Source organism: Sphingobium sp. CR2-8, from assembly GCF_035818615.1.
Classification (GTDB): Bacteria; Pseudomonadota; Alphaproteobacteria; order Sphingomonadales; family Sphingomonadaceae; genus Sphingobium.
In genome coordinates this window covers 2,711,241-2,723,824 of sequence record NZ_JAYKZY010000002.1, presented here as the reverse complement: position 1 = coordinate 2,723,824, position 12,584 = coordinate 2,711,241, and the positions used below count along the sequence as shown (strand labels likewise).

The following is a 12,584-nucleotide window of genomic DNA, read 5'->3' as shown; positions in this document are numbered from 1 at the left end:
AAGGAGGCTGAGCCATGTATATGAACAAGATCGCGGCCGGCGCCCATACCTACGCCAAGCCCGGCGACAACAGCCCCGAACGGCTGGCGCGCCAATATATGCCGCTGGTGCGCAAGATCGCCTGGCACGTCCATGGCCGCGTATCGACGGCGATTGAGATCGAGGATCTGCTCCAGATCGGCATGGTCGCGCTGGTCGAGGCTGCCAATAGTTTCGAGGATCGGGGGTTGGGCTTCGCCGCCTATGCGCAGCTGCGCGTACGCGGCGCGATGATCGACCATCTGCGGCGGCAGGCAACGATTTGCCGGTCGGCCATGGCCAAGCGGAAAGAATTGGCCAAGGTGCGCAACCGGCTGGAGCAGAAGCTCGGCCGCCTGCCGACCGAAGCGGAAATGTCCGCCGACATGGACCTTGACCCCGCCGCCTATCGCGAGATCGCCGACAGCGTCGAAATGGTCCAGCACACCAGCATGGACGAGGTCTATTCGGACCAGTCCATGTGGTTCGCCGACGTGGAGGATCGCGCCGACGACGTCCTGGAACGCGAATCGCTCAAGAAAGCCGTGGCTGCCTGCATCGGTGAATTGCCGCAGCGTGAAGCAATGGTGCTGCAACTCTATTTCGTCGAGGAATTGAACCTGGAGGAAATCGGCCAGACGCTGGACATCGGCGCGGCACGGGTATGCCAGATCAAGAAGGCGGCGCTCGACAAGCTGCGCGTCAAACTGCGCGACTGGAACGATTGACAGTCTGTCCTACGATGGGGCTTTCATGCGACCATCGGTTCGACCACGTGCTTTGTCTCGCTCATGTAGGAAAGATAATGTCCGTCTCTCGACATGAAATGTCGAAACAAGCGGGAAATGTGCGAAGTTAAGCGATGAATTTCCTATTCTTCGTTCGGGCTGAGCCTGTCGAAGCCCTGTTCTTTTTAAGATGACGACAGTTTCGATACTCCGATCCGGCCTTATTCGTCATTCGCCGCCAAGGGACCGACCCGCCGCCCGTCGGTCGTCGGCCAGCGAAACCGCAGCGGGCGGTAGCTTTGCGTCCGCCACCATGGATCGGCGACCTGGAACAGGCCGCGCTCCTCCGCCTTGCGCCCCAGATCCTTGCGCGCGGTGACCGCCGCCAGAACCGGCGCGGCAAACAATCCCGCAACCACCGGCGACATCCAGCCCAGGCTGCCCGCCTTGACCGCCATCGTGGTCAACACGGCACCCAGAAGCAGATGCCATTTGAACAGCCAGATCGCGCTGGTGATCGCCATGCCGTCGCGATCACGGGTCTGCCCATTCCAGCTCGCCTTGCGGCCCATCAATATGCTGAACAGGTTGATCGTCTGGGTCAGCATCGCCACCGGCGCCATCAGGATCGACAGGATGATGTCGACCAGCACCCCGCGCGTCATCCGCGCCGCGCCGCCAAAGCCGATGCGCCGCGCCGGATCGGCCATCGCCCAGAAGATCGCGAGTATCTTGGGGCCGAACAGCAGCGCTGCCGTCAACGCCAGCAATCCGCCCGAGGGCAGCACGGCGGACGGAGGCCAAACGCCCGTCAGCGCCCCACCCAGCACCACCAGCATCAGCGCCAGCCACAGCGGCGACGTGCAATAGGCCGATGCGCCGACCAGCAACTGGAAGCGGCTGACCGGATGCAGACCTGCAATCTTAACCAGCAATGGCACATGTTGGATATTGCCCTGACACCAGCGGCGATCGCGGGTGAACAGATCGGGCATCGACGGCGGAAATTCCTCGAAACTGTCATCGGCCGTGACCATATGCACGTCCCAGCCGCGCCGCCGCAGCAGGGCAGCTTCCAGCATGTCGTGGCTCAATATATGCCCGCCAAAGGGCGCACGGCCCGGCAGTTCGGGCAGGCCGCAGCTTTCGGCAAAGGCGCTTACCCGCACGATGGCATTATGGCCCCAGAACATGCCTTCCGATCCCGCCCACCAGATCATACCGGCGGCGGAGGTCGGACCGAACAGGCGGCTGGCAAATTGCTGCCAACGCGCGAACAGCGTGGCCGCGCCCATCACTGTGGGCACGGTCTGGATCAGGCCGACATGCGGATGCCGCTCCATATCGGCAGCGAGGCGGGCCATGGTTTGCCCACTGACCACGCTGTCCGCATCCAGCACGACCATATAGTCATATCCGCCCCCGAAGCGCTGCACCCATTCGGCGATATTGCCCGGCTTGCGCCCGATGTTGAGCGCGCGGCGGCGATAATGAACGGGGCGGGAGAAAGAGGCGCGCATCTCCTGATAGGCGCGGCGCTCCACTTCACCGCTTTCGACATTGGAATCCGACAGGATGAAAAATTCGAACCGCTCGCCGCCCATAACCTGCGCCAGCGACCGCTCCATGATCGACAGGCGGCCCAGCACGCCCAGGAAATCTTCGTTGCACACCGGCAGCAATATGGCGGTCTTGCCCTTGAGCGGGGTCGCGGCGTTCAGCGGACGCGGCGTGACGCTGCGGCCCTTGCCCACGGTTAGCAGCAGGAAGCCGATCATCGCGGTGGCGAAGCCGAAGGCGATCCAGGCGAACAACGGAATGAACAGGGCGAGATAGACGCCTTCCCAAGCGGAAATGCCATCCAGACCGATGGATCGACGCATTTCATGCGCAGCGATGGCCGCCGGAAGCAGGGCCAGCAGTACCACCAGCAGACGCCGCGCCCAGATATCGATGTTAAGCGGGCGGCAGGCGGTCAGTTCCGGTCGGATGCCGAAATCCTGTTCCGGCATAGCCAGCGGGTTTTCCGCCGGCACCTGTTCAAAGGCGCGGGCCAGCGGCTTGCTCCCAGCGCCGATAGTCGGCGCTTGCACGCCTCCATTCCCCGTCATCCATCAGACCCATTGCGATTGACCCAAGGTTTCAGAACCGCCCGATCAACCGACGGTTCCCTTCACACACCCAATGGATAATGCACATATTCGCTCGAAGTGCGATTGCCATCGCGCAATTGCAGGCGGATATTCGCTGACTTGCCCCGCGCGCGCTGTATGTCGAGTATCACGCGGAACAGGCCATCACGCCCCAATATGGGGTAGCCCGCCTTCTTGACCAGGCTGCCACCGGCCACATCGGCCCAGATATCGGGCTTCGCATTGGCCGGTATGCCGGTAAAATCGATTACCAGCCGGTCGGCGTCGGGGCCGTCGCCCCGTCCGCGCCAGATATTGTCCACCGTGGCGATCCCGGTGGACGCAGGGGTCTGCGCCGCCGACCAGCCCAGCCGATAGGCCAGGTCTATCCGCGTGCCTGCGCGCGGCGCGGCCGCTGGGGTCCAATAAGCGGCGACATTGTCGGTATATTCGCTGTCGGTGGGAAAGGCGTAGAGGCGCACATCGCCCGCGCCCAGCGGCTTGGCCGGTGTCGCCCATAGCGACGGGCGCCGATCGTAGAACACGCCGTCATCCTGATAATGATCGAAATTCCGATCGCGTTGCAGCAGCCCGAACCCCTTGGGGTTTACCTCCTTGAAGGCGCTGAAATGCGGTGCCGACGGATTGACGATCGGGCGGGCATGGGCGGTGCCGTCGGCGCTGGCGATGGACAGCATGTCGCTATCGTGGATTTCCGGCCGCCAGTCGGTGCCCTGCGTGCGGTTCGCCTGATCGTACCAGAACATGCTCGTCATCGGCATCAGCCCGAGTTCCGGGATCGCCCGCCGGGGGAACAGCGCGGCGGTCACGTCCTGCTGCACCCCTTGCGGCCCCAGGCTGCTGACGAAGCGGAAAGCGCCGGTGATCGATGCGCCGTCCAGCAGCGCATAGATGGTGACGCTGCTATTGCCCGTCCGCTCCAGCCAGAAATGGGTAAAACGCGGAAATTCTTCCTTGCCCTGCAAGCTGGTGTTGATCGCGATGGCGCGAGCGGACAGGCCGAACTGTTTTTGCGGACTGGGCGCGCGAAAATAGCTTGCCCCAAGGAAGGATAGCCAGTCGCCATCGCGCTTGGCGTTCATGATACGGAAACCGGCAAAACCCGCATCCGGCCCCAGCGCCGCCACGGCATTGCCAGCCGGTGTCTCGAACATGGTCGGATCATAGCGCAACGGGGTCGCGCGCCCCTTCTCGATCGTGGCGATCGATACCGGCTGCGCGGCATTGGCGGACAGCGGAAAGAAGCGGATGCCGGTGTCGCCGGGCAGGTCGCCCCATAAGGTGCGCTCGTCGCGGAAGCGCGCCTTATGCAGCGCGTCATAATCCACCTTGGCCGCGCCGGGATGCAGCGGGGTGTCCTTGAACGGCGCGCGGGACAGGCGCTGCGCCTGAGCCACCAGCGCGGCCCAGGAGAAGGCCTCGCCGCTTTGCGCCAGCAGCGTGTCGGGACGGAGGAGGAGGGCGGCGCCGGTGGCGGCGATCATCGCGCGCCGATCTATCTGGGTCATGGACGTCATCATGGATGGGCAAAACGGCCAAGCCAAGCCTTGTATCCCCAATAGCATAAAGAAGCCTCCGCCCGGGGGGACGGAGGCTTCGAAAATCTGGTCGTTCGATCGAAGGGTGTGGCCCCGGCACGGTGGGGACTGTTGATGTGCCGGGGTCACCATGGGCGGCTGGCGGTGACCAATACCTCAGCCGACCAATCTTGTTGCGACTTAGCCGATCAGCTTCAGAACGCCCTGCTGGCTCTGGTTGGCCTGCGCCAGCATCGCGGTCGACGCCTGGCTCAGGATCTGCTGCTTGGCGAGCGCCGTCGTTTCGGCCGAGAAGTCGGCGTCTTCGATGCGGCTGCGGGCATCGGTCAGGTTGGTGATGTTGTTGGTCAGGTTGTTGACCGACGATTCCAGGCGGTTCTGCACGGCGCCGAGCGTGGCGCGGGCGGTGGCGACCGTCTGCAGCACGGTGTCGAAGTCACCCAGGTCTGCGGTGTCGACCGCTGCAGAGGCGCCGGCTACCGCTGAAACGCTGATGGCGCTCAGGCTGATGGAAACGGTGTCGGTGTCGTTGGCGCCGGCCTGGATCGTCACGGTCGAAGCCGTGGTCGGGAACAGCGCCTTGCCGTTGAATTCCGTCTTGGTCAGGATGTCGTTGATCTGGACCGACAGTTGATCCTTTTCGGCGTCGATGTTGGCGACCGCTTCGGTGCTGTTCGTGCCGTTGGTGCGCTGCACCGTCAGTTCACGCATGCGCTGCAGCATGTTGCTGACTTCGTTCAGCGCGCCTTCCGCCGTCTGCGCCAGGCTGATGCCGTCATTGGCGTTGCGGATGCCCTGGGTCATGCCCTTGATCTGCGCGGTCATGGTCGATGCGATGGCTAGGCCAGCGGCGTCGTCCTTCGCGCTGTTGATGCGCTTGCCGGTCGACAGGCGTTCCATCGCGGTGCCCAGCGCCTTGGTGGCGGCCGAAGAAGCGTTGGCCGAGCGCAGCGCTGCAGTGTTGGTTCCGATAACAGTCATGGTGTTCCCTTTCTATCCAATATCAGGTCGCTGCCATCCGTCGGAGCGTCTGCGGCCTCGAAGGGGGATAACGGCGGGGCGCGTCAGGCCTTTAGCGCCGGGGTCGTTTTTTTTGAAAAAGGTGCGATTCGTCCGGGCCAGAATCGCCCTTACGCGGGCGCGACGCGTGCGCTTCACACTAAAGTCGCATAAATTGCCGTTTTTGCCGGAAAAAAACTGCCGCCACGCGGCAAGCGGACCCACCGCGTTAACTATCTGATAACCACAGGCGCGGTATTTATTAACCATCGAAGGGGACTGGGGCGTACGGGGGTACTAGCCAGCCAAATATTGGGGTTTTGTTCATGTCGACACTAGACGTGAGCCGTGGCGTCTGCGCGCTTCTTCCGGGGCTGCAGCACTGGCTTGAAAATGCCTATTACACCGTACGAATAGTCGATGCCGCCAGCCCCCGTGAACGGGCCGATAGCCGCGAACAGGAAGGCAAGCGGATATTGCTGGCGACCGAAATCGGCCATGCCACCCATCGCGACATCCTGCTCAACGTGCGGGATGGCGCGCCTTCGCTGGTTCCGGCCGCAAACGGCCTGCCCGCGCGCGTCGCTTTCGGCATCGCGGACATGGGTTTTGCCTTTGCCCTGATCGCTGAACTCGTTCGCCCGGCATCGGTTCCCGCCGTCGGCGACGGCGGCAGCGCTCGTCTCATGACGCTGGCCAGCCGCGTCGCCCGGAGCGATGCCACCGTGCTGATCCAGGGCGACACCGGCACCGGCAAGGAAGGCATGGCGCGCTTCCTTCATGCCCAGTCGGGCCGCATCGCCCACGACTTCATCGCCGTCAACTGCGCCGCGCTGCCTGAAACCATGATGGAAGCGATGCTGTTCGGTCATAAAAAGGGCAGCTTCACCGGCGCGGCCAACGCCTCGGAAGGGCTGTTCCTGGCGGCGGATGGCGGCACGCTGTTTCTCGACGAAATCGCCGAACTGCCGCTTTCGCTTCAGTCCAAGCTGCTGCGCGCGTTGCAGGAAGGCGAAGTTCTGCCCGTCGGTGCGACCCATCCGGTGCCGGTCAACGTCCGCATCATCGCGGCCTGCAACCGCAACCTCGCGCAGGAAGTCGCCGCCGGCCGCTTCCGCGAAGATCTCTACTGGCGTTTGAACGTCATGCCGCTGGAACTGCGCCCGCTGGCCGAACGTCCCGGCGACGTGGCCGCGATCGCCGCAGCCATGCTGCTGCGCCACCAGGATATGGCGAAGGCCGGTTTCGTCTGGCCGACCGCCGATGCGATGGACAAGCTGACCGCTCACGCCTTTCCCGGCAATGCGCGCGAACTGGGCAATCTGCTCCAGCGCGCGCTGGTGCTGCGCGACGGCGACATGATCGAGGCGGACGACCTGCACCTCGCTCGTGCGCCGCAGCCGCTGCGCGTCGTCACGCCGATCGTCGCGCCCGCATCCATCGCGGTCGAGCCGACCCGCCTGCGCGACGTCGCGCATCACAGCAAGCTGGAAGCCATCCGCATCGCCTTGCGCGAAACCGATGGTCACCGTGCCGCCGCCGCCCGCAAGCTGGGCATTTCCGAACGCACGCTGCGCTATCGGCTCGCCGAAATGCGCGAGCTGGCAGCGGCTTGAAGGAGGGCTGAACCATGGCCATCAACGGCGTTTCACCCACCGACAGCGTCATGGCGATCCGCAACGCCATCCTGCAAAAGAACGCGGCCCTGCGCGATGTCGCGTCGACCGGGCCGGTCGGCGGCGCATCCGGTCCCGGCGGCACGCAGGGCACCGCGCCCGGCGGCTTTACCGAAGCGCTCAACAGCGCGCTGCAACAGGTCAACGGCCTGCAGAACCAGGCTGGCGAAGCCGCCGCCTCGTTCGAACGGGGCGAAACGACCGACATCGCCGCGGTCATGCTGGCCAAGCAGCAGGCTTCGGTCAGCTTCGAAGCGACCCTCCAGGTCCGCAACAAACTCCTGTCCGCCTATAAGGACATTATGAGCATGCCGGTTTAAACCATGAGCGAGAACGCACTCAGCACCAATGTCGGCGCATCGGCGCCCACTCTTGCCACCAGCCCTGCCTTCGGGACCGGGGCCAAGGGTGTGGACGCGCTCAAGGCGCGCTTCACCGGCTTCATCAAACAACCCGCCGTGGCAAAGAGCCTGCCGCTGCTCGGCCTGCTCGGCACCGTCGCGGTAGCGGGCGCGGCCTGGCTTGCGCTGCGCGAACCGCCGCAGCGCGACCTGTTCCGCGCCTTGCCCGACAGCGACAAGTCCGCCGTCGCGCAGGTGCTGGACCAGAGCGGCATCAAATATGGCTTCGACAATAGCGGCGGCATGACCGTCGGGCAGGACGATTATTTCAAGGCGAAGATGATGCTCGCCGCCCAGGGCCTGCCCAAGAGCGCGCCCGACGGCAACAGCATGATCGACAGCCTGCCGATGGGCGCATCGCGTGCCGTCGAAGGCGAAAAGCTGCGCTCCGCCCGCGAAATGGATCTCGCCCGCACGATCGAGGCGATCGATAGCGTCGAAACCGCCAAGGTGCATCTGGCCGTCGAACCGCCCAGCGTCTTCCTGCGCGAACGGTCCAAACCCTCCGCCTCGGTGATGCTGCGCCTCGCCAATGGCCGCACGCTCACCGATGCGCAGGTCAGCGCGATCGTCCATCTCGTCGCCTCCTCGATCCCGGAACTCAACCCGGACGATATTTCGGTTGTCGACCAGAATGGCCGCCTGCTCAGCAACAACGACGGCAACGCCGCCGACGATCGCCAGCTTGCCGTGCAGGGCAAGATCGAGGATCGCTATCGCCAGTCGGTGATCGCGCTGCTGACGCCCATCCTGGGTCAGGGCAATTTCTCGACCGAGGTGCATGCCGAACTGAACTTCGCGGAGCGTCAGGCTACCCGCGAAACCTATCCGCAGGACGAAGCGCGCCTGCGCAACGAAACGGGCACCTGGGCGTCCGATCCGCGCGGCCAGGGTACGGGTGAAGCATCGGGCATCCCCGGCGCGCTCAGCAACCAGGCCCCGGTCAACCCGACCGTGACCCAGACCAATCCCAACGGTCAGGCGGTGACGCAGGGGCAAACGGCGCAGGGTGCGCAGGCGGGCCAGCCCGGCACGCCGCCCAACCCGCTGATGAAGACGGAAGAAACCTTCAACCGCAGCTTCGAACTGGGCCGGGAAGTTTCCGTCACCCGCGACGCCATCGGCACGGTCAAGCGCCTGTCGGTCGCCGTCGCGCTGGACACCGCGCCGGATGGCAAGGCGCGCACGCCGCAGGAAATCGCCGCGTTGGAAGCGCTGGTGAAGGGCGCGGTCGGTTTCGACCAGACCCGCGGCGACGTGGTAGCCCTGTCTTCACGCAGCTTCCTCAAGACCGAAGAAGCGACGACCCCCTGGTACGAAGCCGACTGGATGTCGCCACTGGTGCGCAACGTGTCGGCTTTGCTGGTCGCGCTGCTGGTGATCTTCGGCATCGGCCGTCCGCTGCTCAAGCGTCGTGCCGCCGCGCAGGACGCCCAGGTCGCGCAAACCGCCGAAACCGGCCAGGCCATCGGTCGCGAGATTTCGAGCGAGATCACCAAACAGGCGACCGTCCTGACGCCCGATGGCGCCGCGCCCAAGATCACGCTGGATATGATCTCGTCCACCTATGACTATGCGCAGCGCGCCGACCTCATCCGCAATTTCGTCAAGCAGGACCCCGATCGGGCCGCGCTCGTCGTCCGCGACCTCCTGAAGGAGGGGAAGAAAGAAAATGCCTGAGATCGTTCCCGGTCGTCCCGAGGCGCTGAAAGGCAGCGCCGCCGCCGCAGTCCTGCTCATGCTCTTTGACGAGGATGAAGCCGCCCAGATATTGTCCCGCCTGGAACCCGACGAAGTGCGCCAGCTTGGCTATGCCATGTATGACGTGCAGGATGTCGATCCCGAGGAAGTGAACGAGGCGCTCGACCATTTCGTCACCAAGGCCAAGAAGCGCACCACCATCGGCTATGGCGCGACCCGCCATATCCGCGGCGCGATGACCAAGGCGTTGGGCGAGGAGCGCGCGGAAACCATCCTGGCGCGCATCACCCCGCCGACCCGTTCCACCCAGCTGGAAATGCTGAAGTGGATGGATGCCAAGGAAATCGGCGTGCTGATCGAAATGGAGCATCCGCAGATCATGGCGATCGTGCTGGCCCATCTGGAGGCGCCGGTCGCGGCCGACGTGCTGCAACTGCTGCCGTCCGAATATCAGGAAGAGATCGTCTATCGCATCGCCACGCTCGGCCCCGTGTCTAATGAGGCGCTGGACGATCTGGAACAACTGCTGCTGCGCGGTCCTGTGAAAAAGCAGGGCGCGGCGTCGCAGCGCGGCGGCACGGTCGAAGCGGCCGCGATCATGAACAATGTCCGCAAGGACAATGAACAGCGGATCATGAAGGCTGTCGCCAAGCGCGACAAGATGATCGCCCAGACGATCGAGGAGGAGATGTTCGTCTTCGACAACCTCATCGACATGGACGACAAGAATCTGGGCACACTGATGCGCACCGTCGACAGCCAGGTGCTGGTCGTGGCGCTCAAGGGCGCGAACGACATTTTGAAGGCGAAGATCTTCAGTTGCATGTCAGCGCGCGCCGCGCAGGCGATCGCCGACGAGATCGAGGAACGCGGGCCGATTCGCCTCGCCGAAGTGATCGACGCGCAGAAGCTCATCATCGCCACCGCGCGCCGCATGGCCGACGCCGGCACCATCATGCTGGGCGGCAAGGGGAACGACTTTGTCTAACTTTTGGGGCAATGTTGCGGTTCAGGATGCGACACCGGTGGCGGTCGCCGGTTTTCGCCCGGTCGAAGGCGGCTTTCGCAGTCTCTATGCCGCTTTGCCCGGACAGACCGGACCCGCCACGATGCGCAACGGCGTGATCGAAGCGGAGCCGGAAATCGACCTGATGGAGGAGGCCCGGATGGAAGCCTTCACCATGGGGTTCGACGAAGGCTGCCGCGTCACCGCCCAGACCCATGGCGAGGAAGCCGACGCGCGCGAACGCCTGACGCAGGCGCTGGAAATGCTCGCGCCCGCGCCCAGCGGCATGTTGTCGACCATGTTGTCGGCCACCGTCGTCCGCCTGGTCGAACAGATTGTCGGTGAGGTCGAAATCGACATCGAACGGCTGGTGCAGCGCTGCGACACCGTCGCCGCCTTCATCGAAGATAATGAGGGCAAGAGCGCGCTGCACCTCCATCCCGACGACATCACCCTGCTGGAAGGCGAGACGATCGGCGTCAAGCTGGTCGGCGACAAGGCCATGCATCGCGGCTGTGTGCGGCTCGAAACCGCCGACGGCTGGGTCGAGGATGGCCCGGACGTGCGCCTGGCGCGGCTGCGCGCGCTGATGGACGATATGGAGGGCAAGCCTTGATCCGCGCCGCGCTGGCCCAGGCCGAAAGCCTGTTCGACCATCTCCAGGTCCAGAACCGCGCGCCCCGCCGCATCGGCCGACTGGTCAGCCATGATGCGGGCATGCTGGAAGTCACCGGCTTTCGTCGTCCGATCGGCTCTGGCGCGCGCGTCATGGCCAGCGACGGCTCCGTCTGTCGCGCCGAAGTCGTTGGCTTCCGCGGCGACCGCACCCTGCTGGTCCCGCTGGACGCCGACGCGCCGCTGGAAAACGGCATCCGCGTCGAACCCGACAGCCAGGCCAATATGGTGCAGGTCGGCGACGGCCTGATCGGTCGCGTCATAGACGCCATGGGCCAGCCGCTCGACCGCAAGGGGCCGATCATCGCGGGCGGCACCTGGCCCTTGAACGGCGTGAAGGGCAATGTCCTCGACCGGGGCCGCGTCACCGAAGCCTTCGACCTCGGCGTCCGCGCCGTCAACGCGCTGCTCACCGCCGGTCGCGGCCAGCGCATCGCCATCATCGCTGGCTCCGGCGTGGGTAAATCCGTGCTGATGGGCCAGATGATTGCCGGGGCCGAAGCCGACATCGTCGTCGTCGGCCTGATCGGCGAACGCGGCCGCGAAGTCAGCGACTTCTTGGAAACCAAGCTCAAGCACACGATGCACAAGAGCATCGTCGTCGCCGTCCCCGCCGATCATCCCCCGGTGCTGCGCCTGCGCGCCGCCGCGCGCGCCACCGCCATCGCCGAATATTATCGCGCCCGTGGCAAGAAGGTGCTGCTCCTCATCGACAGCCTCACCCGTTGCGCCCATGCGCAGCGGGAAATCGGTCTGGCGCTGGGCGAACCGCCCGCGATGAAGGGCTATCCGCCGTCCGCCCTGGCGCTCATTCCCCGCTTGGTCGAAAGGGCAGGGGTGGACGCCCGCACCGGCGGATCGATCACTGCGCTCTACACCGTGCTGGCCGATGGCGACGACACCGACGATCCGATCGTCGACGCCGCCCGCGCCATCGTGGACGGCCATTTCGTCCTGTCGCGGCACCTGTCCGAACAATCCATCTTTCCCGCCATCGACATCGGCAAGTCCTTGTCGCGCGTCATGGCCGATGTGGTGGATGACGACCATCGCGTGGCCGCCGCCAATTACCGCCGCCTCTGGGCCGCCTATGAGGAAAATCGCGACCTCATCCTGATGGGTGCCTATCGCCCCGGCAACGATCCCGTCATCGACGAAGCGGTCCGCCGCCGTCAGGAAATCCTCGACTTCATCCGTCAGGACCAGAAAAGCCGCATCGATCTCGGCACCAGCGCCGATGCGCTGATCGCAGGCTTTAGCGCATGAAGGGGCTGGTCGGCCGCCGCCAGCGCGTGTTGCGCGTCCGCCATGTCCAGCACGCCATGGCCGTGGCGGACACCGCGCGCGCGCGCGATGAAGCCGATGGCCTGGCCCGCAATATCGACCGCTTGCGCAAGGTGCGCAGCGAATTGTTCGAGACGGAAGGGATGGCGACCGGCGCCTCCTTTGCCGCGATGCAGGAACTGGCGACCCGTCTGGAACAGGCCGGGCGGCAGCTCGACGGCGCGCTTTATGATGCCAAGCGCAAGGTGGAAGCCAAAGAAGGCATGACTCTTGCAGCGAACCGCGAGAAGGAAATCGCCACCCGCCTCAAGGACCGCGCCCGCGCGAACCTGGAGGAGTGGCGAGAGAATAAGCTCGCGGCCTTGCCGCGCTATCGCCGCATGCAGCGGAACGGGGACGTTTGAC

The 12,584-nt window shown here is 64.8% G+C and carries 11 protein-coding genes; 8 read left to right on the top strand and 3 right to left on the bottom strand.

The window, feature by feature from the left end:
- The first annotated feature begins 14 nt into the window (after nt 1-14).
- Nucleotides 15-746, top strand: coding sequence for a sigma-70 family RNA polymerase sigma factor (locus U5A82_RS17165; RefSeq protein ID WP_326292062.1), 732 nt, complete (start codon nt 15-17; stop codon nt 744-746).
- 221 nt (nt 747-967) lie between these two features.
- Here the strand turns inward: U5A82_RS17165 and mdoH are convergent, their stop codons facing one another.
- From mdoH to U5A82_RS17150, 3 genes are all read right to left on the bottom strand, one after another.
- Nucleotides 968-2,857 (bottom strand): glucans biosynthesis glucosyltransferase MdoH, encoded by a 1,890-nt coding sequence (gene mdoH, locus U5A82_RS17160; protein WP_326292060.1) that lies wholly within the window; start codon nt 2,855-2,857, stop codon nt 968-970.
- Nucleotides 2,858-2,919: 62 nt separating this feature from the next.
- Nucleotides 2,920-4,407, bottom strand: a complete 1,488-nt coding sequence (locus tag U5A82_RS17155; protein WP_326292058.1) for an OpgD/OpgG family glucan biosynthesis protein — start codon at nt 4,405-4,407, stop codon at nt 2,920-2,922.
- A gap of 210 nt (nt 4,408-4,617) precedes the next feature.
- Nucleotides 4,618-5,418, bottom strand: a complete 801-nt coding sequence (locus U5A82_RS17150; protein WP_326292057.1) for a flagellin N-terminal helical domain-containing protein — start codon at nt 5,416-5,418, stop codon at nt 4,618-4,620.
- Between the two features lie 344 nt (nt 5,419-5,762).
- On the opposite strand from U5A82_RS17150, the gene U5A82_RS17145 reads away from it, so the two are divergent.
- The 7 genes from U5A82_RS17145 to U5A82_RS17115 are packed head-to-tail and all read left to right on the top strand — an operon-like array spanning nt 5,763 to nt 12,583.
- Nucleotides 5,763-7,052: a sigma-54 interaction domain-containing protein gene (locus tag U5A82_RS17145; protein WP_326292055.1), complete on the top strand. Its 1,290-nt coding sequence runs from the start codon at nt 5,763-5,765 to the stop codon at nt 7,050-7,052.
- Between the two features lie 20 nt (nt 7,053-7,072).
- Entirely contained in the window at nt 7,073-7,432 is a 360-nt protein-coding gene (gene fliE / locus U5A82_RS17140) for a flagellar hook-basal body complex protein FliE (protein ID WP_326292977.1), read from the top strand.
- A gap of 3 nt (nt 7,433-7,435) precedes the next feature.
- On the top strand, nt 7,436-9,193 hold the full coding sequence (gene fliF, locus U5A82_RS17135) for a flagellar basal-body MS-ring/collar protein FliF (RefSeq protein WP_326292054.1): 1,758 nt from the start codon (nt 7,436-7,438) through the stop codon (nt 9,191-9,193).
- Nucleotides 9,186-10,202, top strand: coding sequence for a flagellar motor switch protein FliG (fliG, locus tag U5A82_RS17130; protein ID WP_326292053.1), 1,017 nt, complete (start codon nt 9,186-9,188; stop codon nt 10,200-10,202). Before fliF ends, fliG begins: the two co-directional genes overlap by 8 nt.
- Nucleotides 10,195-10,836: a FliH/SctL family protein gene (locus tag U5A82_RS17125; protein ID WP_442802184.1), complete on the top strand. Its 642-nt coding sequence runs from the start codon at nt 10,195-10,197 to the stop codon at nt 10,834-10,836. Before fliG ends, U5A82_RS17125 begins: the two co-directional genes overlap by 8 nt.
- Nucleotides 10,833-12,161, top strand: coding sequence for a FliI/YscN family ATPase (locus U5A82_RS17120; RefSeq protein ID WP_326292052.1), 1,329 nt, complete (start codon nt 10,833-10,835; stop codon nt 12,159-12,161). The genes U5A82_RS17125 and U5A82_RS17120 overlap by 4 nt, the downstream gene beginning before the upstream one ends.
- Entirely contained in the window at nt 12,158-12,583 is a 426-nt protein-coding gene (locus tag U5A82_RS17115) for a hypothetical protein (protein WP_326292051.1), read from the top strand. The genes U5A82_RS17120 and U5A82_RS17115 overlap by 4 nt, the downstream gene beginning before the upstream one ends.
- Nucleotide 12,584 lies beyond the last annotated feature (1 nt).

Excerpts from the sequence above, each read along its gene's own strand:
- fliF (WP_326292054.1), top strand. The coding sequence starts at position 7,436 with ATGAGCGAGAACGCACTCAGCACCAATGTCGGCGCATCGGCGCCCACT.
- U5A82_RS17165 (WP_326292062.1), top strand. The coding sequence starts at position 15 with ATGTATATGAACAAGATCGCGGCCGGCGCCCATACCTACGCCAAGCCC.
- U5A82_RS17115 (WP_326292051.1), top strand. The coding sequence starts at position 12,158 with ATGAAGGGGCTGGTCGGCCGCCGCCAGCGCGTGTTGCGCGTCCGCCAT.
- U5A82_RS17155 (WP_326292058.1), bottom strand. The coding sequence starts at position 4,407 with ATGACCCAGATAGATCGGCGCGCGATGATCGCCGCCACCGGCGCCGCC.
- U5A82_RS17150 (WP_326292057.1), bottom strand. The coding sequence starts at position 5,418 with ATGACTGTTATCGGAACCAACACTGCAGCGCTGCGCTCGGCCAACGCT.
- U5A82_RS17145 (WP_326292055.1), top strand. The coding sequence starts at position 5,763 with ATGTCGACACTAGACGTGAGCCGTGGCGTCTGCGCGCTTCTTCCGGGG.
- fliG (WP_326292053.1), top strand. The coding sequence starts at position 9,186 with ATGCCTGAGATCGTTCCCGGTCGTCCCGAGGCGCTGAAAGGCAGCGCC.
- mdoH (WP_326292060.1), bottom strand. The coding sequence starts at position 2,857 with ATGACGGGGAATGGAGGCGTGCAAGCGCCGACTATCGGCGCTGGGAGC.